The following is a 22,329-nucleotide window of genomic DNA, read 5'->3' as shown; positions in this document are numbered from 1 at the left end:
AAAGAGCTAACAGCTTACATCTCTCGTCAACCTTTCGTTGATTTAGTTCGCTGTCTCAAGGGTTGCGTATACTACGCCAACCTTTTTTATTCGTCAAGATCTTTTTTTAAAATTTTTGATCTCACTTAATCACCAACTCTTCGTCTGCTTGTCGCTGACTGCGTGTCAGTGGATGCGTATTATAGGGGTTTAAAAAAATTATACAAGAGATCATTACGCATTTTTTCTTGTTTGCATTTTTTTTGCTCAAGACGAGCTAAAAACAAACTAAGTTGAATTGTTGTAAAACCAAATTCTAATATTTAATATCTTTGGTAGGTCGATTATATTTCTTATAACAAACAAAATAGCTTTAAATTAAACACTCTTTATTAAGTTAGAATAAAAAGTACTTTTTACATTCGCTCATCCAGCTATCATATTACCTTTATATAAGAAACCTCATCTTTCTATGACGGCTTTGATTATTGATAGTATGGCTCTTGATTTTGAGTACTTCTTAATAATGGAAGTAAAAAGTGCTTTAAGTCATAGTCTAGCTGGTATTTTTCTATTTGATTTACCAATGACTTTAGTTATTGCTTATATTTTTCATTTTATCATTCGAAATGTTTTAATTAAAAATTTACCTAATTTCTTTTATAAGTGATTTGCTAATTATTTAACTTTCAACTGGAATAAATATTGCTGTTAGCATTGGTTAAGTTTTTTAACATCGGCAATTATTGGCATAATTTCTCATATTAGGTGGGACTCTTTTACTCATCCGTCAGGTTGTTTTGTTCAACTTTTTAGTTTATTACAACATGGTGGTTCATTAATTGGTATGAGTTTTGTGGGACTATTTATTATTTACCGATTGTAACATCTAAACAAAATAAAATTGGTTTTCCATACTGGAGCTTAGTAACACTTATTACTTTGCTTATTTTTGGCAACTATTCTTTTTCTACAAATCAGCTAGATATAACTGTTGTTACTTTTATTAGTGCCTGTTTTATTGGATTAACCATTACTCCACTGATACTTAAAAGTATAACTTTAATACAGCGTTTAATCTAAACACTGTATTAGTTAAAACAACAATCAAGATTGGTTTTTTATTCTTTTTGGTAGATCAGCCAAACTATCAATAATCAAATCAGCTTGTTCTAATGCCTCTTCTGTTATGGTATCACCCGTTTTTACTAACACAGTTTTTTTAACGCCAGCTTTTTTACCCGATAATAGGTCAGACACTCTATCTCCAACCATATAGGAATTAGCAATATCAATTTTTAGTTCTTTAGCTGCTGTTTGAATCATACCTGGACTTGGTTTGCGACATTCACAAGTATCCATTAACGGATCGTGAGGGCAATAATAGACACCATCTAAATCAACACCACGATCTTGCAAAGACCAATCCATCCATTCAGTCAAAGTATGAAATTGTTCTTCTGTAAATATATTTCTAGCAATACCTGATTGATTGGTTGTAATGACTAATAAAAAACCCATTTTCTTGAGCTCTTGCATTGCCTCAATAACACCGTCAATAAAGTGGAACTTATCAATTGTATGTACATAATTATAATCTATATTAATAGTACCATCTCGATCTAAAAAAATTGCTGGCTTCATATTTACTTTTTTTCCTTTTAATTTTAGATATTACTCTAATTCATATAGCATATTATTGATTGACTTAGATGTCTAGACGTCTTAATATTCATTTATTCATCTTTTGTTTTTATATATTATGATACAACTACAACATATTTCGAAAACATTTGAGCATAATAAAACCCCAATTTATGCTTTAAAAGACATTAATATCCATGTTCCCCAAGGGGGAATTTACGGTGTTATTGGCAAATCAGGGGCTGGGAAAAGCACACTTATTCGCTGCATTAACCTACTAGAAAAGCCGACTAGTGGGAAGATCTTCTTTGATAATCAAGAGATCACTAATCTATCTAATAGAAAATTAATTGAAATACGCCGAAAAATTAGTATGATTTTTCAACATTTCAATTTACTTTCCTCACGTACTGTATTTGATAATATCGCTTTCCCTCTAGAACTCAATAAAACGCCTAAAATAGCAATTAAGCAGAAAGTAAATGAGCTTATGGAATTAGTCGGATTGACAGAGAAAGCGAATGTTTATCCAACTAATTTATCTGGAGGACAAAAACAACGTGTTGCTATTGCGAGAGCTTTGGCAAGTGACCCCAAAGTATTATTATGTGATGAAGCAACCAGTGCGCTTGATCCTGAAACAACACGTTCAATTTTGTCATTACTAAAAGATATTAACCAAAAATTAGGATTAACAATTTTATTAATTACTCATGAAATGGATGTAGTAAAACAAATTTGTGATCAAGTAGCTGTTATAAGTGATGGCGAACTAGTTGAACAGTCATCAGTAGGCGAAATGTTTTCTCATGCTAAAACAGATATTGCACGACAATTTATTCAATCAACCTTACACCTTAGTATTCCAAATGATTATTTAATAAGGCTATCATCTGAACACAAAGAAGGACTCAATCCGCTATTACGTTTAGAATTTACAGGAGTCTCCGTTGATTTACCATTATTATCTCAAATCGCTAAAGAATTCGAAATTGATAGTAACATTATCAGTGCACAAATGGATTATGCTGGAGGAGTCAAATTTGGCTTAATGTTAGCAGAAATGAAAGGAAAACAAAAAAGTATGGCATCAGCAATTCAATTCTTAGAAAAAAATAATACTAAAGTAGAGGTGCTCGGCTATGTTTGATTTTATTCCTTCATTTAAACCTTTTGAATCATTATTTCGATATTTAACTCAATATAATTTTTGGGCTGACTTTGTTGCTTTTTGTTCATCATTTAATGGTTTTAATGAAGCAATGCTGTTCAAAATGGCACAAGCAACAGATGAAACTCTATTTATGGTCATCTTATCAGGTTTTTGGGGAACGATAATTGGATTACCCGTTGGTATATTACTTTATACGACGCGTAAAGGACAAATATTGGATTGTTATGTCGCTAATAGCATTATTTCTTTTATTACTAATGTATTTCGTTCAATCCCTTTTATCATATTAATTGTATGGATTATTCCTTTCACCACAATTTTAATGGGCACCTTTATAGGTAAACAAGCTGCAGTGGTACCATTAAGTATTGGTGTATCGCCATTAATTGCACGTATGATAGAAAATGCATTATTAGATGTTCCCAAAGGATTAATAGAGGCTGCACGCTCAATGGGTGCAACACCACTACAAATTATATATAAAGTTTTATTACCTGAGTCATTGCCTATAATTGTCAATAGTATGACAATTACTTTAATTACTTTGACAGGATATATTGCAATGGCTGGAGCTGTTGGCGCAGGAGGCCTTGGGCAACTTGCTATTCAATATGGTTACAACGGCTACAAGCCAGCTATAATGAATACTGTTTTAGTTATATTAATTATTATTGTCTTTATTATTCAATTTATTGGCAATATGATTGTTAAACGCGTCTCGCATCATTAATTTTGGAGAAATATATGTCTATTAAAAAGCTAGCACTTATTACCACATTGGTAAGTGCATTTTTTCTAACTGGCTGTGATAATAATAAACAAACAGCCACAACAGATAACAAACCAACAGAACCAACTAAAGTAAACGTTCTAAAAGTCGGAGTAATTTCAGGCCCTGAACAAGAAGTTGCTGAAGTAGTTAAACAACAAGCAAAAGATCTTTATAATCTAGATGTTGAACTAGTTATTTTTAACGATTACGTAACCCCAAATCAAGCATTAAATGATGGCTTAATTGATGTAAATGCTTTCCAACATAAACCTTATTTAGATGAACAAATGAAAGAACGTGGCTATAAATTAGCTGTAGTAGGTAATTCATTTGTTTATCCTATTGCAAGCTATTCTCATAAACTAAAACCAATTGATGAATCAATAGAAACAGGCGAAGGCGTAAAAGTCACTTCACCACGCGGTGAAGCGTTTTTCATTCCAGCTAACTCAACGATTGCTATTCCTAATGACCCTACAAACTTAGGACGTGCATTACTATTATTACAACATGAAGGGATGATTACGGTTGATAAATCTAAAGGTTTACTACCAACTGTACTTGATATTACAAGTAACCCTTATAACTACAATATTTTAGAACTTGAAGCTCCAATGTTACCTCGTTCATTGGATGATGCCCAAGTTGATCTTGCAATCATCAATAACGCATTTGCAGGACAAGCAAACCTAACACCAAGTAAAGATGGTATTTTTGTTGAGGATAAAGAATCACCATATGTCAACATTATTGTTTCGCGTGAAACGGATAAAGATAATGAAAATGTGAAAAATTTTGTAAAAGCATACCAAACCGAAGCTGTTGCACAAAAAGCTGACCAAATTTTTAATGGTGGAGCTATTCGCGGTTGGTAATAATTTATAAATAGATATTAGCCTAATATTAAATCCGCCGATCTTTGTATCGATCGGCGGAAATAGAGATAGTAATTAAATGACTTAACAAAACTGCTACTCATAAACAAAATTATCGACCAATAATGACATATCAAATTGAACCAATCGGTATTATCCGCTCACCGTATAGTGAAAAATTTGCCGTTCCAAGACAACCCAATCTAGTTAGTGCAGGACAAGGGGAACTTTATTTATTAGCACCTTATAATGACCCTATCAGTGTAAAAGGATTAGAACAATTTTCACATTTATGGCTATTATTCCTATTTCACCATGTTGCCCCTGAAAAATGGAGATTAACCGTTCGCCCTCCTCGTTTAGGCGGTAATAAAACAATGGGGGTGTTTGCTACACGATCGCCATTTAGACCTAATCATATTGGGCTTTCAGCAGTAGAGTTAAAAGATATCATCATAGAAAATAAGCAAGTAGTCTTAAAATTAGGAAGTCTCGACTTAGTCGATGGCACACCAATTATTGATATCAAGCCTTATCTCCCTTATTCCGATAGCTACTCAGAAGCACTTGCAGGATACGCACAATCTACTCCTGAAAAAAAAATAACAGTAGAGTTCTCACAAAAAGCACGATTATCTTTGGATTTACAAAAACAAAGTTATCCTCAACTCGCCGAATTAATTACACAAGTAATATCCCAAGATCCAAGACCAGCCTATAAACAAAAAAACATTAATGAACAAGCATACGGACTTGCACTTTACCATTTTAATATTAAATGGAGAATCGTAAATCAACATGCCATTGTTGAAGATATTTATGTAGAAAGTAAATGAAAATAATTTTTATGAATTTCAAAAAGTTAAGGCTAAAAAATTTTTTATTAATTTCAATGTAAAATAGTTTTGTAAATTTACTTTACAAAATTTTTATATAAAACCGATAAAATAAATTGGTATCTTTTTTCTATTCTGTTAAATTGAATACGGGTTTAATTCCCTATATTTCACTTTACCACTAAGGTGTTAATAACCTTAGTGGTATTTTTCTATTAAGATCAATGATAATGTAGGTTACTTGTACTTCTAATTTCAGCAATATCAATTGCATCAAACAGATAATGCTTTCCACAATAATCACAATGGATATCAATCTTTCCCTCGTTTTCCTTTAGGATTTCATCAATCTCATTAGCTGGTAAAGTCATTAAACTATCTTCACAACGTTGACGTGAACATCCACACTTAAAAGTAATATCATGCGTTTCAAAAAGACGTACTTCTTCTTGATTATATAAACGATATAAAATCTCATCAGTAGAAAGTTGAAATAACTCATCACTAGTGATTGTCTCAGTTAAAGTGCTAACATGCTCAAATGATTCAACTGTATTTTCATTAGCAGGTAAAACTTGCAATAAAATACCTGCTGCTATTGGTTTATTATCATGTACACCTATTTTTACAAATAGACGAGTAGGGAGCTGTTCTGATTGTATAAAGTAATTTTCGATACAACCAATAAGTGTATCTTTTTCCAGACCAACGATACCTTGATAACGCTCACCATTTTTAGGGGTAATAGTAATAACGACATAGCCATTACCCACCATCTCTTTAAGTGTTGCATTATCAGCGATTTCACCGCTAACCCGAGCAACACCGCGTAGCTGCTGTTGATCATTACCATTAACAACCGCTAAAGATAACGCTCCATCACCTTGTAACTGAACAGCAATATCGCCTTCAAATTTTAGTGTTGCAGTTAATAAACTAGTTACAACCAATAATTCACCAAGCAATTTTTGCACTGCTATTGGATAAGTATGATTATCTAAAATCGCTTGATATGTCTGTTCCAGTCGGGTAATTTCACCACGAATAGGGTGATTATCAAATAAAAAACGGTTCAAAGTATCCATATTAATCATTGCCATCTTTTTGCCTATCATATTTAAATTTAATCAAATTACGCCGTTCCTTTTTATCAGGCCGTCTATCTGGATGCGGCATTGTCAATGCATTAAGTTTACGCGCTTGCGCTATTTTTTCTCGTTTTGTAATACTGTCAGGAGTTTCTTGATAAAGTTGCTGGGCTTCAATGGCAGTTTTTCGTTGTTCACTAATGGCTAAAACCCGAACTGTTTTTTGATCAGAGCCTTGGCGAAGCGTTAAGATTGCACCGACTTCAACAAGCTTACTTGGTTTGGTACGTTGGCCATTATAATGCACTTTGCCACCATCAACCATTTCTCGTGCTAACGATCGAGACTTATAAAATCTTGCCGCCCAAAGCCATTTATCTAATCTTATAAGCACTATTACTACCTCATATTACTTATTATTGAGTTTTTTAAGCTCAAATGAACATAATAACTTAAACATCTTAACGATGTTATATAAGGATGCTTTTGTAAAAATCAATGCGCAAGATTAATGATATACTCATTCCCATTTGCCGAAAATTTACCTGAGAAATTAAATGGTTGTAATTTACCATGTAAATTAGCTGAGTAATTCGTAGCATTTGGCGGTTGTTTTATCAATTTCCAATTTTCTAGTAGTGAACTTGTTACACCATAAGCATCAAATTGCAAAGATAGCGGTTCATTTTGCGATAAATCAACTTTTGCTCTCGACTCAATTATTCCTCCATTAGTTAAAGAACTAAAAGTTAATGAAGGATGGTTATCAGAATCAAATTTGAGAACAAGATCTGGATAACGAATATCTATTCGATTTAACGAAGCTTTTTCAGATTTCAAAAAAACAGTTCCTGAAAATAGTCCTAATTTTTGCGCTTTTGCTAAAGTGATATCTTTACCTGAAGCTTGAAAATTATATAAACTAAAAGGAAAATCGCTCTGCTTTCTAATTATCAAACTCTGAAAAACATTCAGCTTATCAAGCTTAATATTTCTAAAAATATTAGGTAACAGAGTCTGTCCCAAATTTTCAGGAATCTCATAGACAATATCCGCTAACATTAATTGATCTAGATGTAAGGTATTATCTTTCCACTTACCAGAAAAATTTATACTACCTTTATTCCATTTTGCTAATACTTTTTGAATTGTCGCTTCTTGGTTTTGAAATGATAATTGTGCTAATACCGACGAAAATAACTGATTATGCCAAACTAGTTCCTCGGCAGTAAAAATAAAGGAGCCCTGTTCGAAATGCCATTGCCCATCATAACGAAGATTCGTCGCTTCAATATTGCCTTTTTCCATTAAAAAACTAGGCAACTGAATACTGCTTTCCTGTATTGATAGTTGTTTGATTGTTAGCTTTGGCAGGACATGAGAATCTTTATCAAAAAAATCATCATCGGTTGATTGAAAATGTATATTATGCAACTTTAATTGTTCGATATCTAAAATATTGTCGGCCTGTATTTTTAATTTACTGACAAAAAATCCGTCTTTAATATTTCCACCTAAATTAGTAATCGTAGTAATACCATCTCGATGGAAACCTTGAATAAGCAAGGATTTCATTGGTATTTGATTTACCAAAGCTTCTTGAGAAGTAAAATCAAATTGATATTTATCTCCCCCTGATGAAAAAAAAGGTTGAATCCCTCCATTGATTTTGAAGAAAGAAAGTTTGTCTTTTCCATTATTAGCCAGAATATTAATGGTTGAATTAACAAATTTTAGTGTGTTTGTTGAAAAAGCATATTGACTAGATTGAGTATTATTAATAGTGCCATTAATAACAGTAATATATTTAAAATGATTCAATTGCCATAAATCACTTTTATCAAGCCCTACAACTAATTTAGGGACATTAACAATCTCTTGATTATTATCATTGACAACAACATCATCAAAAACCAATTCATAAAAATTTGAAAAAGAGTGATGAACACTGCCGATTGAGATTGTATATGAACTTAATTTAGATAACTGATAACTAACTAATTTTGCTCCGAACGAAGTTTGTAAAACAAAATAAGACAACAATAAAAAAAACCAAACGATGGACAGAGAAATGATTATATAAAATCGGAATTGCCGCATAAATAAATGTAATTATTATAATGAACTACTAAATAGTTATATTACGATAACCGATTTTTATAAAAATATCATCTCATTTTCAGTATAAATAATTTGTTATTAAACTAACTTTACAGTTAATATATAAATATTCACTTTAACGTTTTTAAATAAACAAAAAACAATTAACTTTCTCTTTCTTTTGATTAAGATAAGGGATAATTATTTTTATTTACTAAAATAAGTAAAAACGGGAGATACCTAGATGAAACAAATCCCAATGACAGTAAAGGGAGCTGAACTATTACGAGCCGAATTAGAAGAGTTAAAGAATGTCAAAAGACCACAAATAACGGCAGCAATAGCAGAGGCAAGAGCTCATGGCGATTTAAAGGAAAACGCTGAATACCATGCAGCAAGAGAACAGCAAGGTTTTTGTGAGGGTCGTATTCAAGAAATCGAAGGTAAATTATCACAAGCTCAAATTATTGATATTACCAAAGTAAAAAATACTGGTCGTATTATTTTTGGTGCTACAGTAACAGTAATAAATATTGAAACGGACGAAGAGACAACATATCGCATAGTGGGTGATGATGAAGCTGACTACAGACAAAATCTTATTTCAGTCAACTCACCTATTGCCAGAGGGTTAATTGGCAAAGAAGATGGTGATACAGTACAAATTAAAACCCCAGGGGGTGATGTAGAATTTGATATTGTTAAAGTTGAATATATCTAATTATTAAATAAACCACTTACAAAAGCAGATGATAAATGCAACAGGGCTAAGCCCTGTTACATTTATTTAGGTAGGGAAATTTTCTTATCTTCGCTTGGTCTAAAAATAGTGAAATTAGAACCAACCAATTGCACTGCTAACGCTTTTGTTTCGCGTACAATTGCATCACAAATAAGCTTTTTTGTTTCACGATCTTCAGCAGAAACCTTAATTTTAATCAACTCATGGAAATTTAAAGCGTTGTCAATCTCGGCAAGTACACCCTCGGTAAATCCATTAGCCCCAATCATCACTATAGGTTTTAAATGATGAGCTTCACTTTTTAAATACTGTTGTTGTTTATTCGATAAATTCATTAAATTTTTATCACATTAAGTTGTAATTTTGCTATTCTACCCTTATATATGTTTGTAATCAATGAAGTGACCTTTTACATTAAGGATTTATTAGTTGTGAGTAATAAAAAACGCTCAGCAAGTTCAACGCGCTGGCTCAATGAGCATTTTAATGATCGCTTTGTACAACAAGCACACAAAAAAGGGCTCCGATCTAGAGCTTGGTTCAAACTTGAAGAAATTCAAAAAAGTGACAAATTATTTAAGCCCGGAATAACGGTTGTTGATTTAGGTGCAGCCCCAGGAGGTTGGTCACAATATGTCGCATCGCTTATCGGCAATAAAGGGCGTATTATTGCCTGTGACTTACTTCCCATGGATCCCATTGTTGGCGTTGACTTTCTTCAAGGCGATTTTCGGGATGACGCAGTTTTAAAAGCATTACTTGAACGAGTTGGCGAAGAAAAAGTCCAAGTTGTCATGTCAGACATGGCGCCCAACATGAGCGGTCAACCTGCAGTTGATATACCTAGAGCAATGTATTTAGTTGAACTAGCGTTAGATATGTGTAAAGACGTACTTGCTCTTAATGGTAATTTTATTGTTAAAGTGTTTCAGGGCGAAGGATTTGAAGAGTACCTAAAGCAAGTCCGTTCAATATTTAAAACGGTCAAAATTCGTAAGCCTGAAGCCTCACGAACACGATCTCGAGAAGTTTATATTGTTGCAATGGGTATGAAGTAGCCAGTTGTATAATTTTGTAGTACCATACTTTGTTAAATTTAGTCGTAACTGTTAATTTTTATGAGAGGTTTTTCTTTTGAACGACATGATAAAGAATTTACTGATCTGGGGAATTATCGCTGTAGCATTGATTGTTGGATTTAGCCAATTCAGCTCAATATCTAATAGTGGACCTCAAGTCAATTATACCCAATTTAATTCCGATATCGCAGCTGGTAATCTCCAAGAAGTGCATATTAACGGACGAGAAATTGTTGCCACAACTAAAAATAAAGGCAATTACACTACATATATCCCTTACCTTGATGGAAAATTAATGGATGATTTATTGGCCAATAAAGTACCTGTTTATGGTAAACCCGATGAAAGACCAAACTTAATCACCAGCATTCTTATCTCTTGGTTTCCTATGATTTTGCTTATTGGTTTTTGGCTCTTTATGATGCGTCAAATGCAAGGTGGTGGTAAAGGTGGACCAATGTCAGTTGGTAAAAGTAAAGCAAAAATGCTAACGCCAGACCAAGTCAAAACAAAATTTACCGATGTTGCCGGAAGTGAAGAAGCAAAACAAGAAGTCACCGAAGTTGTCGACTTTTTACGCGATCCAGGCAAATATCAAAAACTGGGAGGACGCATACCAAAAGGGATTTTAATGGTAGGACCTCCAGGAACAGGTAAAACTTTACTAGCAAGAGCTATTGCAGGTGAAGCCAATGTGCCTTTTTTTAGCATTTCAGGTTCTGACTTTGTTGAGATGTTTGTGGGAGTGGGGGCTTCGCGAGTGCGAGATCTCTTTGAACAAGCACGTAAGCACGCACCTTGTATTATCTTTATTGACGAAATTGATGCCGTCGGACGCAAGCGTGGTGCTGGCTCAATGGGAGGTCATGATGAACGAGAACAAACATTAAACCAAATGTTGGTTGAAATGGATGGGTTTGAGGCTAATAGCGGCATTATTATCATCGCAGCAACTAACCGAGTTGATATTTTAGATTCGGCGTTACTCCGTCCTGGTCGTTTTGACCGCCAAGTGCAAATTGGTTTACCAGACATGAAAGGCCGTGAACAAATTCTTGCCGTTCATGTACGCAAAGTTCCGTTAGGTTCTGATGTCAACTTATCGGTATTAGCTCGTGGCACACCAAATTACTCTGGTGCAGAACTTGCTAATTTAGTTAACGAAGCAGCTTTATTTGCTGCACGTCGAAACAAACGAGTAGTTACCATGGAAGAATTTGAGGAAGCCAAAGACAAAATCAATATGGGAACTCAACGCCGTTCATTATCTATGACGAAAGAACAATTAACTAATACTGCTTATCACGAAGCTGGACATGCGATTGTTGGCTATCTTGTGCCAGATCATGATCCACTTCATAAAGTAACTATTATCCCTCGTGGGCGCGCATTAGGTGTAGCATTCTTTTTACCTGAAGGTGACCAAATTAGCCAAAGCCGAACTCAATTAGAATCAAAAATTTCTACCGCTTATGCAGGCCGAATTGCTGAAGGATTAGTCTTTGGTGAAGATAAAATTACGTCGGGGGCATCAAGTGATATTCAATATGCATCTAATGTTGCTCGAGCAATGGTAACCCAATGGGGATTCTCAGAACGTTTACCACCTGTATTATTTGAGTACGAAGAATCATCTTATGGGCCATTGAAAAAAATCTCAGATAGTACAGCTCAAATTATTGATGAAGAAGTTGACGCTATTATTCAACGTAACTATCAACGTGCAAAAACGATCCTAACTGAAAATATTGATATTCTTCACGCTATGAAAGATGCACTATTAAAATATGAAACAATCAATAAACAACAAATTGATGAACTTATGAATCGTCAACCGGTCACACCACCTGATGATTGGACGGAAAGCGATGAAAAAGCAGCAAATGGAGGTAGTGATACACCACTACAATCAAAAAGTTAATTTGCTTTAATAAAATATAACGCGCTTACAGCGCGTTTTTTATCGGTAAACTAAAAATAGCTTATCAATAAATTTGCAGGAATAAAGCAACGATTATATTGAAAATTTTACTTTAATTATGCTTAATAATTTTGAAGATCATTTAAACAACTGCATCATTAATTTTAATCAAATAAGGCTTTTAATCATGGAAATACATTTTCAAAATCATGTGATGGATCTTTCATTCCCACAAGTGATGGGCATCGTTAATATGACGCCAGATTCATTTTCTGACGGTGGTAATTATAACAACCTTGATGATGCTATGCGTCGAGTTGACAGTATGATCCAAGCTGGTGCAACATTTATTGATGTCGGCGGCGAATCAACACGCCCTGGTGCAACTGAAGTGTCTGTCGATGAAGAGCTTAACCGTGTTATTCCATTAGTTGAAAAAATTGCCCATTATTTTGATGTTTGGATTTCGGTTGATACATCAAAACCACAAGTCATGACCGAATCTGCCAAAGCAGGAGCCCATCTAATTAATGATATTAGAGCTTTAACAGAACCAGGTGCGGTTGAAGCAGCTGCACAAACAGGATTACCTGTTTGCATTATGCATATGCAAGGCGCTCCTAAAACTATGCAAAATGCGCCATACTATGAGCTAGATATCTATCAAGAAGTCGATAATTTTTTTACAAAACAGATCCAACGTTGCATAAACGAAGGCATTGACCGTCAAAAAATCATACTCGACCCTGGTTTTGGGTTTGGTAAAACACTAATGCACAATTACCGGCTATTAGCAACACTTGAACGGTTTCACCACTTAAACCTTCCTTTATTAGTAGGCATGTCCCGAAAATCCATGATAGGACAAGTATTAAATGTACCACCGCAAGAACGTACACTCGGTAGTATTACATGTGCAGTAATTGCGGCAATGAAAGGAGCAAAAATTATTCGCGTACACGATGTAAAGGAAACTTTCAATGCACTAAGGATTGTACAAGCAACCCTTGCAGAACAAGATTCCTTTTGAGATTGTAAAATCGTTGTATTTTTTCGAACAAGCTTTTTCATATATAACATTGATTTTAATTAATTTATATCTAATTATTTTTTAGTGAAATCAAATGATTATAAAGTAATTTTATTTAATATTTAGTTTTTATAATTAAAAATAATAAAATAAAAAATTATCGTTTTACTTTAATTTTTTATTGTTTAATTAATTTCCCAATGCTATACTGTGTTCACTTTTTATAAAACGAAAGGATTTAAAAATGAACACAGATACGACTAAAACACATTCTCGATTGAATCAATATTGTCGAATTATGGCATTACTAACATTAATTCCAATTCTAATTTTGTTAATTGGCGCAATATCTCCATTCTTATATTATTTTTTTGATAGACAAGATATTGGACTTGTAGGGTTTACTTTCTCCTCTGGTGGGTGGGAGAATGTTGATCCTGTATCTTTATCTGGATGGCAAGCGGCTATTGCAACATTAATGGATACTTCATTAATACTTCTTTTAGTTTATGCGTTTTATCAACTTAGACTACTGTTTATCAATTACAGTCAATCCGAATATTTCTCAGTAAAATCAGCCAACCATTGTTACATCTTTGGCAAATTGCTTGTTTGTTGGGTGGTTATAAGTTTTTTATCTGAACCGTTATTAACAACGATCTTAACTTATAATCAAGAGGAATCAGCACGTTACTTTTCTATTTCTTTTTCTAGTGATGAAATTATAACGTTATTTCTTGCGATTAGTATTATGCTCATTGGTCAAATACTAAAAAAGGCCTGCCAACTAGCTGAAGAAAATAAACAATTTATTTAAAAGGAGTCATATGTGCCAATTATAATAAATTTAGACGTAATGCTTGCTAAACGTAAAGTTAAATCAAAAGATCTAGCGGTAGCAGTTGGTATTACAGAACAAAATTTATCATTACTTAAGCAAGGTAAAGTAAAAGGATTTAGACTAGCAACACTCGAAGCAATCTGCAAACATCTAGATTGCCAACCAGGTGATATACTAGAATATACCAACGAAGAATAACTTATTAACTTATTGCAAGTAATGCTGCCTCTTGCGCGTGAATTAAGGCTGTATCAAAAAAAGGGATATTACGATCGGATTGAGAGATTAATAACCCAATTTCCGTACAGCCTAAAATAACACCTTCTGCGCCATTTTTAATGAGTTTATCAACAATATTAAGATAGGCTTGCTTAGAATCAGGCTGAATAATACCTTTGCAAAGTTCATCATAAATGATCTCATTAATAATATTTCTGTCTTGAGATTCAGGAACAAGCACATTTAAATTTTTATCGATCAGTTTAGATTTATAAAAGTCCTGCTCCATTGTATATTTAGTACCTAACAAAGCGACCGATTTAATATTTTGTGCGAGTAAATGTTTAGCTGTCACATCGGCAATATGAATAATCGGAATATTAATTGCTTTTTGAATTTGATCTGCAACTTTATGCATAGTATTGGTACAAATAACAATAAAATCTGCACCAGCTAATTCAACTCTTTTAGCCGCATCAATTAAAATTTCTGCGCTTTTGTTCCACTCATTATTAGCTTGGCAACTTTCAATTTCTTGAAAATCAACGCTATATAAAATCGTTTTTGCTGAATGCAGGCCTCCTAATGATTTAGCAATAGTTTGATTAATAACTTGATAATAAGTTGTTGTACTTTCCCAACTCATACCCCCGATTAAACCAATTGTTTTCATTCTAAAAATTCCTTATAGAAAGTTTATGATTTTTGATATTAAAATAATTTTATTCTTAACTATATTGTAGAATGTGTAAAGTTATTTCAATTGTGGTAGAGTTAGGTGGAATTTAATTAGTACTTGTTTAAGCAATCAATGGTTAATTATCGCTATGAAGGTATTGTGTTTTTACTTAGCAAGCAAAAACATCTACTAAATTTTATCTTTAGAAAAAAATTTTATTAACAAAATAAAGAAATATTGTTCAATATAAAACAGTTTAAGGAATAAAAAGTACGGTTGGTAGCGTAAACACATCCACCAATACCTAACTTAAGTAACCTGCTATGACTTTAATGGCGATAATAGCTACAATAGCAACTATTTATATTCTTGAGCAAGAAAATTCTTTTTCTTATATTCATGTCAACTACATAAAAAGGACTAACGCATCGAAATTAACTGAAGTATTGCTGAAATGTTTAACATCACTAGGATAAAATAGTTAATCTGATAAGATGAAAAATTAAATTCGGAATAAATATCTTATTTATTATAAAAAACCCAGCAAATGCTGGGTTAAAAACTTTTGTTATTTTATTAAATTTTAGTTGTAAACGTACGAGCAATAACATCACGTTGTTGTTCTGCTGTTAATGAGTTAAAACGTACTGCATAACCAGAAACACGAATTGTTAATTGTGGGTATTTTTCTGGGTGTTTTACAGCGTCTTCTAAAGTTTCACGACGAAGAACGTTCACATTTAAATGTTGACCACCTTCAACTTTTACAGTTGGAGCAACATCTAATGGAACTTCGCGATATTCGAATTGACCAAGTTCTGCAGTAGGAATGATTTGATCTTCTTTATAAACTGATTTAGCAGCTACACAACGAGCTTCTTTTGTAGAGTCGTCTAATAACCAGAAAGAGTTTAGAAGTGCTGAGTTGTCTGCTTTAGTAATTTGGATACCTGTAATCATTTTAAATCCTCCTAACGGGGCCTTATTGCCCTAAAATAATTATGGTTAATATAGCACTTTAAAAATTTGATAAAAGTCAAAAAAAACTATTGCTTCGATAAGTAATACCTTTAATTTCTATTTTCTTTTGTGATAGGTTATTATGTAGAAATATATTAGTTATTGCCCAGAAACACTGGCATTATTGATGAGTGATATCAAAATATGACAACAAAATTGACTTGGCATGAAGTTATTGGTGCAGAAAAACAAAAACTTTATTTTCAACAAATAATGCAATTTGTAAAGACTGAGCGTGCTAATGGCAAGATAATTTACCCGCCTCAGCATGATGTGTTTAATGCGTTTCGTTTTACACCATTTGATCAAATCAAAGTGGTGATTTTAGGGCAAGATCCTTATCATGGTCCTAATCAAGCTCACGGTCTTTCTTTTTCTGTTTTACCCGGAGTTAAGACACCACCATCGTTAGTTAATATTTATAAAGAACTGGCAACCGATATTGATGGTTTTACAATTCCTTCTCATGGCTATTTAGCTTCTTGGGCTGCTCAAGGTGTATTACTATTAAATAATGTGTTGACTGTTGAAGCGGGGCAAGCGCATTCTCATGCAAAAATAGGTTGGGAAACTTTTACTGATAATGTGATAGCAGCAATCGATGAGTATCTTGAAGGTGTGGTTTTTTTATTGTGGGGATCTCCTGCACAAAAAAAGGGACAGTTTATTAATCGCCAAAAACATCATGTATTAACATCGGTGCATCCATCACCATTATCAGCTCATCGTGGATTTTTTGGCTGTAAGCACTTTTCCAAAGCGAATGATCTTATTATGCAACAAGGTAAAAAAGCAATAGATTGGCAACCAAGACTAGCGGAAAAACAAACATGAGTAATAATAAAAGACGCCGAACAAGTTTGCAGGAAATTGCAAATTTAATCGGGATTAGTAAAATGACAGTGAGTCGTTTTTTACGCGATCCCAATCTTGTATCTAAACCACTTCAATTACAAATTTCAGCCGCAATAGATAAGTTAGGATATATTCCTAATAAAGCTCCCGATATGCTGTCTAACGCTAAAAGTAATGCCATTGGTATTGTGTTCCCTTCTTTAACCAATCAGGTTTTCGCCGATATTTTAAAAGGTATTGAGATGGTGACTGATATAAGAGGATATCAAACCATGATCACTCATACCGGATACAGTGCTGACAAAGAAGAGTTACGCTTACGCTCATTACTTTCTTATAATATTGACGGATTAATTTTAACGGAAAGAACGCATACTCCAGCAACATTAAAGATGATTGAAATTTCGGGTGTTCCTGTGGTTGAAATTATGGACAGTGTTTCGCCTTGTCTTGATATGGCTGTAGGATTTGATAATTTTACTGCAACCAGAAATATGATTCATCGTATGATAGATAGAGGTCGTCGTAATATTGTCTATTTTAGTGCAAGACAAGATCAACGAAGTATTATTCGTCAAAAAGGGTATGAAAAGGCTATGGAAGAAGCTAGATTGACACCTCGGACGCTAGCGACTAAAGAAGCATCATCTTATGAATTAGGGGCAAGATTTTTACATCAAATTTTAAAAGAGTTTCCTTGTGTTGATGGTATTTTTAGTACCAATGATGATTTGGCTTTAGGGGTATTACTTGAATGCCAACGGGTGGGGATTGAAGTGCCAAAACAGATAGCGATTGTTGGATTTCATGGACACCAAATTGGTCAATTTATGAATCCCAAATTGGCATCTATACAAACACCGAGAATTGAAATGGGAAAAATTGCAGCGGAGCTGTTATTAAAACGGATTAATGGTGAACAAATTGATAAAAAAGTGATTGATTTACCTGTTGAGTATTTAAACGGAGAAAGTATTTAATAAAGTAGAAGATGACATTGATAATGATTTAACCTTACCACGTTTAGTGATAAGGTTATTAGTAATAATTACAACCCTTTAGGGTTTTCACCGTATTGGTTGCTGCCTGGTGTTGAGTCCATTACGCAGAATACTAATATAATAATACCACCAATGTATGGAATAAATTGTAACAAAATCCACCAACCTGATTTACTTATATCATGTAAGCGGCGTACAGTAACAGCTAAACTAGGAAGGAATAATGCCAACACTAAGATAGCGGTTATAGCTAAGGGACTTCCAATCATTTTATCAATGATTATCGTGATGAAAGTTAAAATAATATAGAATAAAACGAACATCCAATATTCTTTACGACGAGCTCGACCATTAAAATTTGCATAATTTTTTGTAATACAATCAATAAACCAATTCATTCCTATATTCCTTTTTTTAATTAATTACTGAAATAAATTATTTGGGGCCGCTATTTTAATGAAAAAAAAACGAAAATAAAACTGATTTTTATCGTTAAATTTTTTTATTTTTATTTTTTATCAATATTTACATTGCCTATAAGGCTGTTGATTTCAGGTTTTCATAAAGTGATAACTATGTTAGAATTATCGCTCAGTGGTTATTTATACCAGCTAACAGATTATAGAAAATAACACTGAGGCCATCCATGAAAATAGTTGAAGTAAAACACCCTCTTGTACGCCATAAAATTGGATTAATGCGTGAACACGATATTAGTACCAAAGAATTTCGTGCTCTTGCCAGCGAAGTTGGCAGTTTATTAACTTATGAAGCAACTGCTGATCTACCTACCGAAACAGTAACAATAGATGGTTGGTGTGGACCTGTTCAAGTAGAACGTATTAAGGGTAAAAAAATTACGGTTGTACCTATTTTGCGTGCTGGCTTAGGTATGATGGATGGTGTGCTTGAGCATGTGCCAAGTGCCCGTATTAGCGTTGTTGGTTTTTACCGTAACGAAGAAACGTTAGAACCTGTTCCTTATTTTCAAAAACTAACCTCGGATATTGAAGATCGAATGGCTTTAGTTGTTGATCCAATGTTAGCTACAGGTGGCTCAATGGTGGCGACAATCGATTTGCTTAAAAAAGCAGGTTGTAAAAATATTAAAGTATTAGTTTTAGTTGCTGCACCAGAAGGTATTAAAGTGCTTGAACAAGCTCACCCTGATGTTGAACTTTATACTGCATCGATTGATGAGAGGTTGAACGAAAAAGGCTACATACTACCTGGACTGGGTGATGCTGGAGACAAAATCTTCGGCACAAAATAAAATCTCAAAATTTAGACCGGTTAATCCGGTTTTTTTATGCCTGTTAATCAGGCAAGTTATACAATAAATTTCGTTAAGTAAGAGAGGCGAGATGTGAGCAATATCACAACAGATAAAACAAAAAATATAACATCACTGCATAAACATTCTTGGCAAGATATTTTTACTGGAGCGCAAATGTTATTTGTCGCATTTGGTGCATTGGTGTTAGTTCCACTATTAACAGGGTTAAACCCAAATGTAGCTCTTTTTACTGCTGGAGTAGGTACTTTATTATTTCAATTGACAACTAAAGGTAAAGTTCCTGTATTTTTAGCTTCGTCATTTGCTTTTATTGCTCCTATCTCATTTGGTGTTGCTCAATGGGGGATTCCTGCTACTTTAGGCGGTTTAATAGCTGCGGGATTTGTATTTATGTTTTTTTCTTTTTTAGTAAAAATAAATGGTAAACATGTTATTGATAGTATCTTACCGCCAGTTGTAACTGGACCAATTATTATGGTTATTGGTTTATCATTGGCGCCTGTTACTATAGGTATGGCAATGGGTAAAAACAGTGGACTGCAAGCTGAAAATTATCAATTGATTATTATTTCAATGGTATCATTATTAACAACTTTAGTGGTTGCCATTTGGGCAAAAGGTTTTTTAAAATTATTACCTATTATTTCGGGTATTGTAGTTGGTTATACGCTCTCTTGCATGTTTGGTATTGTCAATTTCCAGCCTATTATTGACGCACCATGGTTTAAAGTTCCCGATTTCACTTTTCCTGAATTTCACTGGCAAGCCATTTTGTATATGATCCCGATTGTAATTGCGCCAACCATTGAACATGTTGGTGATATTATGGCGATTGGTTCGGTAACAGGTAAAGACTATACACGCGATCCCGGTTTACAGCGTACATTACTTGGTGATGGGCTAGCAACTTCGATGGCAGGATTTTTTGGTGGACCACCGTGTATTACTTATGCAGAAGTGATTGGTGCAGTAACGCTAACTCGCAATTTCAAAACTCGAGTAATGACATGGGCAGCTTTTTGGGCAATTTTAATGTCTTTTATCGGAAAAATTGGTGCATTTTTAAGTTCAATTCCAACTGTAGTAATGGGGGGGATTATGGTATTACTGTTTGGTTCTATTGCATCAGTGGGCATTAATATCTTAGTGAAACATAAAGTCGATCTATCTGTACCGCGTAATATGTGTATTGTTTCATTAGTTTTAGTTTTTGGTATTGGAGGGATGATCTTTGATTTTGGCTCTTATACACTGCAAGGTATTAGTTTGTGCGGTATTTTAGCTATTGTGTTAAATCTTATCTTGCCACATCAAGTCAAATCAACTAATAGCCACTAAATTAACTGCTATATCGTTGGTTATTTTTATAGCCAACGATATTTATAATATAACTGTATTAATCTATCACTCTTTTTAGCCTTTCTATTTTTTTGGTGGTAAACCTATTTTTGCATTTTTAATCAATACGGTGGTTATCAAACTTCACAGTTAGCTCAAAATCCATGTATAGAATTATGCAGTATTTATATTCAATGGATTTTTTGTTTTTATATGCTTATCGCTGTTTTTTGTCAAAAAGTTTCAGGTAAGCATGTGTTTGAGTATAAAAACACACTTATCCAAAAATAAATGTGTTTTTAATGATAAACCGTTTTATTTGATTGGACGCATGGTTGGGAATAAAATTACGTCACGAATTGTATGGCTGTTGGTAAATAGCATCACCGTACGGTCAATACCAATCCCAAGTCCTGCTGTAGGCGGTAAACCGTGCTCCAGCGCTGTAATATAATCTTCATCATAAAACATCGCTTCATCATCACCCGCATCTTTTTGTGATACTTGATCAGCAAAGCGTTGAGCTTGATCTTCAGCATCATTAAGCTCTGAGAATCCATTGCCAATTTCACGACCACCAATAAAAAACTCGAATCTGTCTGTTACAAATGGATTTTCGTCGTTACGGCGAGCAAGCGGTGATACTTCTGCTGGGTATTCGGTAATAAAAGTTGGTTGAATTAAGTTCGATTCAGCCACTTCTTCAAAAATTTCAGTCACAACACGACCAAGTCCCCAACCTTTTTCAATTTTAATGCCAATTGACTGTGCAATAGCACAAGCTTTATCAAAATCATCTAAGTCTGCATTATTGGTTTCAGGGCGGTAATGGCAAATGGCTTCACGCATGGTCATTTTGATAAATGGTTTACCAAAATCAAACGTATGTTCACCATATTGCACAACAGCATCACCTGTTACCGCAATAGCTAAACGACGGAATAATGTTTCTGTTAATACGATCAGATCTTTGTAATCAGCATAAGCCATGTACATTTCCATCATGGTAAATTCTGGATTATGTCTTGGTGATACGCCTTCATTTCGGAAGTTGCGATTAATTTCAAATACCCGCTCAAAGCCGCCTACAACTAATCGTTTTAGATAAAGTTCTGGCGCAATACGCATATACATATCTAAATCAAGCGCATTGTGATGCGTAATAAATGGTTTAGCTGATGCACCACCCGGAATTACCTGCATCATTGGTGTTTCGACTTCCATAAAGTGGTTTTCAATCATAAAGTTGCGGATTTCACTGACAACTTTGGAACGCGCTTTAAAAGTCTCTCTTGATTCTTGATTTGTGATAAGATCCAAGTAACGTTGACGGTAACGCATTTCTTGATCGGCAAGTCCATGAAACTTATCAGGTAATGGGCGAAGAGCTTTAGTTAATAAACGAATTTCTTCACAGTGGATAGAAAGCTCACCAGTTTTAGTCTTAAATAGGTAACCTTTAGCGCCGACAATATCTCCCAAATCCCATTTTTTAAATTGCTCGTTATAAAAACCTTCAGGGAGATCATCACGAGTAACATAAAGTTGGATTTGTCCAGCAACATCTTGTAGAGAAACAAACGAAGCTTTACCCATTATACGACGCATCATCATACGGCCAGCCACAGTTACAATAATTTTCTTTTCAATCAGTTCTTCGTTAGTTTTATCGCCATATTGTTTATGGAGATCACTAGAAATCGCATCACGGCGAAAATCATTAGGGAAAGCAATACCTTGTTCGCGAAGATGAGCGAGCTTTTCGCGACGTACTTTTAGTTCATTATTTAACTCTTCAATTTGGTTTTGTTGATCTTGCTGCTCTGTTGACATAGTTTT

The 22,329-nt window shown here is 34.0% G+C and carries 23 protein-coding genes and 1 pseudogene; 15 read left to right on the top strand and 9 right to left on the bottom strand.

Annotation, left to right across the window (positions count from 1 at the left end):
• Window positions 1–406: 406 nt before the first annotated feature.
• Window positions 407–865 (top strand): annotated as a pseudogene (locus ACGH80_RS04535) (DUF4184 family protein); the annotation flags it as partial.
• Between the two features lie 221 nt (window positions 866–1,086).
• Here ACGH80_RS04535 and gmhB read toward each other — a convergent pair.
• Window positions 1,087–1,623, bottom strand: a complete 537-nt coding sequence (gene gmhB, locus ACGH80_RS04530) for a D-glycero-beta-D-manno-heptose 1,7-bisphosphate 7-phosphatase (protein ID WP_174799254.1) — start codon at window positions 1,621–1,623, stop codon at window positions 1,087–1,089.
• Window positions 1,624–1,741: 118 nt separating this feature from the next.
• Between gmhB and metN the strand changes: the two genes are divergently transcribed.
• The 4 genes from metN to tsaA all read left to right on the top strand — a co-directional run bounded on the left by metN (window position 1,742) and on the right by tsaA (window position 5,280).
• Entirely contained in the window at window positions 1,742–2,773 is a 1,032-nt protein-coding gene (gene metN, locus ACGH80_RS04525; RefSeq protein ID WP_065590426.1) for a methionine ABC transporter ATP-binding protein MetN, read from the top strand.
• Window positions 2,774–2,885: 112 nt separating this feature from the next.
• Window positions 2,886–3,527: a methionine ABC transporter permease gene (locus ACGH80_RS04520; protein WP_411630600.1), complete on the top strand. Its 642-nt coding sequence runs from the start codon at window positions 2,886–2,888 to the stop codon at window positions 3,525–3,527.
• 14 nt (window positions 3,528–3,541) lie between these two features.
• Window positions 3,542–4,444, top strand: a complete 903-nt coding sequence (locus ACGH80_RS04515) for a MetQ/NlpA family lipoprotein (RefSeq protein ID WP_065590425.1) — start codon at window positions 3,542–3,544, stop codon at window positions 4,442–4,444.
• A gap of 122 nt (window positions 4,445–4,566) precedes the next feature.
• A complete protein-coding gene (tsaA, locus tag ACGH80_RS04510; RefSeq protein WP_411578423.1) occupies window positions 4,567–5,280 on the top strand; it encodes a tRNA (N6-threonylcarbamoyladenosine(37)-N6)-methyltransferase TrmO in 714 nt (237 codons plus the stop codon).
• A gap of 221 nt (window positions 5,281–5,501) precedes the next feature.
• On the opposite strand, the gene hslO is transcribed toward tsaA, so the two are convergent.
• The 3 genes from hslO to ACGH80_RS04495 all read right to left on the bottom strand — a co-directional run bounded on the left by hslO (window position 5,502) and on the right by ACGH80_RS04495 (window position 8,408).
• Window positions 5,502–6,380: an Hsp33 family molecular chaperone HslO gene (gene hslO / locus ACGH80_RS04505; RefSeq protein ID WP_411578419.1), complete on the bottom strand. Its 879-nt coding sequence runs from the start codon at window positions 6,378–6,380 to the stop codon at window positions 5,502–5,504.
• The gene (hslR, locus tag ACGH80_RS04500) at window positions 6,367–6,762 is read right to left on the bottom strand and encodes a ribosome-associated heat shock protein Hsp15 (RefSeq protein WP_296301292.1); all 396 of its coding nucleotides are present in this window, start codon (window positions 6,760–6,762) and stop codon (window positions 6,367–6,369) included. Before hslR ends, hslO begins: the two co-directional genes overlap by 14 nt.
• A gap of 101 nt (window positions 6,763–6,863) precedes the next feature.
• The gene (locus ACGH80_RS04495; RefSeq protein WP_174799256.1) at window positions 6,864–8,408 is read right to left on the bottom strand and encodes a hypothetical protein; all 1,545 of its coding nucleotides are present in this window, start codon (window positions 8,406–8,408) and stop codon (window positions 6,864–6,866) included.
• A gap of 304 nt (window positions 8,409–8,712) precedes the next feature.
• Here ACGH80_RS04495 and greA point away from each other — a divergent pair, with 304 nt between their 5' ends.
• Window positions 8,713–9,189 (top strand): transcription elongation factor GreA, encoded by a 477-nt coding sequence (gene greA, locus ACGH80_RS04490; RefSeq protein WP_034910774.1) that lies wholly within the window; start codon window positions 8,713–8,715, stop codon window positions 9,187–9,189.
• Between the two features lie 62 nt (window positions 9,190–9,251).
• Here greA and yhbY read toward each other — a convergent pair whose 3' ends face one another.
• The gene (gene yhbY / locus ACGH80_RS04485) at window positions 9,252–9,545 is read right to left on the bottom strand and encodes a ribosome assembly RNA-binding protein YhbY (protein WP_411630597.1); all 294 of its coding nucleotides are present in this window, start codon (window positions 9,543–9,545) and stop codon (window positions 9,252–9,254) included.
• A gap of 96 nt (window positions 9,546–9,641) precedes the next feature.
• Here yhbY and rlmE point away from each other — a divergent pair, with 96 nt between their 5' ends.
• From rlmE to ACGH80_RS04460, 5 genes are all read left to right on the top strand, one after another.
• On the top strand, window positions 9,642–10,268 hold the full coding sequence (rlmE, locus tag ACGH80_RS04480; RefSeq protein ID WP_174799258.1) for a 23S rRNA (uridine(2552)-2'-O)-methyltransferase RlmE: 627 nt from the start codon (window positions 9,642–9,644) through the stop codon (window positions 10,266–10,268).
• Between the two features lie 76 nt (window positions 10,269–10,344).
• Window positions 10,345–12,210: an ATP-dependent zinc metalloprotease FtsH gene (gene ftsH / locus ACGH80_RS04475; RefSeq protein ID WP_065590421.1), complete on the top strand. Its 1,866-nt coding sequence runs from the start codon at window positions 10,345–10,347 to the stop codon at window positions 12,208–12,210.
• A 187-nt stretch (window positions 12,211–12,397) separates the two neighbouring features.
• Window positions 12,398–13,240: a dihydropteroate synthase gene (gene folP / locus ACGH80_RS04470; RefSeq protein ID WP_174799259.1), complete on the top strand. Its 843-nt coding sequence runs from the start codon at window positions 12,398–12,400 to the stop codon at window positions 13,238–13,240.
• 244 nt (window positions 13,241–13,484) lie between these two features.
• A complete protein-coding gene (locus tag ACGH80_RS04465; protein ID WP_065590420.1) occupies window positions 13,485–14,057 on the top strand; it encodes a DUF2975 domain-containing protein in 573 nt (190 codons plus the stop codon).
• 12 nt (window positions 14,058–14,069) lie between these two features.
• A complete protein-coding gene (locus ACGH80_RS04460; RefSeq protein WP_034910784.1) occupies window positions 14,070–14,279 on the top strand; it encodes a helix-turn-helix domain-containing protein in 210 nt (69 codons plus the stop codon).
• Window positions 14,280–14,283: 4 nt separating this feature from the next.
• On the opposite strand, the gene ACGH80_RS04455 is transcribed toward ACGH80_RS04460, so the two are convergent.
• Together ACGH80_RS04455 and grcA are read right to left on the bottom strand one after the other, a co-directional pair.
• Window positions 14,284–14,973 (bottom strand): aspartate/glutamate racemase family protein, encoded by a 690-nt coding sequence (locus ACGH80_RS04455; protein ID WP_411630596.1) that lies wholly within the window; start codon window positions 14,971–14,973, stop codon window positions 14,284–14,286.
• Between the two features lie 582 nt (window positions 14,974–15,555).
• Window positions 15,556–15,939, bottom strand: a complete 384-nt coding sequence (gene grcA, locus ACGH80_RS04450) for an autonomous glycyl radical cofactor GrcA (RefSeq protein WP_034910787.1) — start codon at window positions 15,937–15,939, stop codon at window positions 15,556–15,558.
• Between the two features lie 204 nt (window positions 15,940–16,143).
• On the opposite strand from grcA, the gene ung reads away from it, so the two are divergent.
• Together ung and gntR are read left to right on the top strand one after the other, a co-directional pair.
• Window positions 16,144–16,833 (top strand): uracil-DNA glycosylase, encoded by a 690-nt coding sequence (gene ung / locus ACGH80_RS04445; protein WP_065590418.1) that lies wholly within the window; start codon window positions 16,144–16,146, stop codon window positions 16,831–16,833.
• Complete coding sequence (gene gntR, locus ACGH80_RS04440) at window positions 16,830–17,834, top strand: gluconate operon transcriptional repressor GntR (RefSeq protein ID WP_174799261.1); 1,005 nt, start codon at window positions 16,830–16,832, stop codon at window positions 17,832–17,834. The genes ung and gntR overlap by 4 nt, the downstream gene beginning before the upstream one ends.
• A 68-nt stretch (window positions 17,835–17,902) precedes the next feature.
• Here gntR and ACGH80_RS04435 read toward each other — a convergent pair whose 3' ends face one another.
• Window positions 17,903–18,253, bottom strand: coding sequence for a DUF805 domain-containing protein (locus ACGH80_RS04435; protein WP_174799262.1), 351 nt, complete (start codon window positions 18,251–18,253; stop codon window positions 17,903–17,905).
• A gap of 248 nt (window positions 18,254–18,501) precedes the next feature.
• On the opposite strand from ACGH80_RS04435, the gene upp reads away from it, so the two are divergent.
• Window positions 18,502–19,128 (top strand): uracil phosphoribosyltransferase, encoded by a 627-nt coding sequence (upp, locus tag ACGH80_RS04430; protein WP_174799263.1) that lies wholly within the window; start codon window positions 18,502–18,504, stop codon window positions 19,126–19,128.
• A gap of 102 nt (window positions 19,129–19,230) precedes the next feature.
• Window positions 19,231–20,490 (top strand): uracil-xanthine permease family protein, encoded by a 1,260-nt coding sequence (locus ACGH80_RS04425; RefSeq protein ID WP_411578422.1) that lies wholly within the window; start codon window positions 19,231–19,233, stop codon window positions 20,488–20,490.
• Window positions 20,491–20,805: 315 nt separating this feature from the next.
• Here ACGH80_RS04425 and lysS read toward each other — a convergent pair whose 3' ends face one another.
• Window positions 20,806–22,323 (bottom strand): lysine--tRNA ligase, encoded by a 1,518-nt coding sequence (gene lysS, locus ACGH80_RS04420; RefSeq protein WP_065561673.1) that lies wholly within the window; start codon window positions 22,321–22,323, stop codon window positions 20,806–20,808.
• Window positions 22,324–22,329 lie beyond the last annotated feature (6 nt).

Source organism: Gilliamella sp. BG1, from assembly GCF_046635625.1.
GTDB classification, from domain to species: domain Bacteria; phylum Pseudomonadota; class Gammaproteobacteria; order Enterobacterales; family Orbaceae; genus Gilliamella; species Gilliamella bombi.
This window is presented reverse-complemented; position numbering and strand designations above follow the sequence as displayed.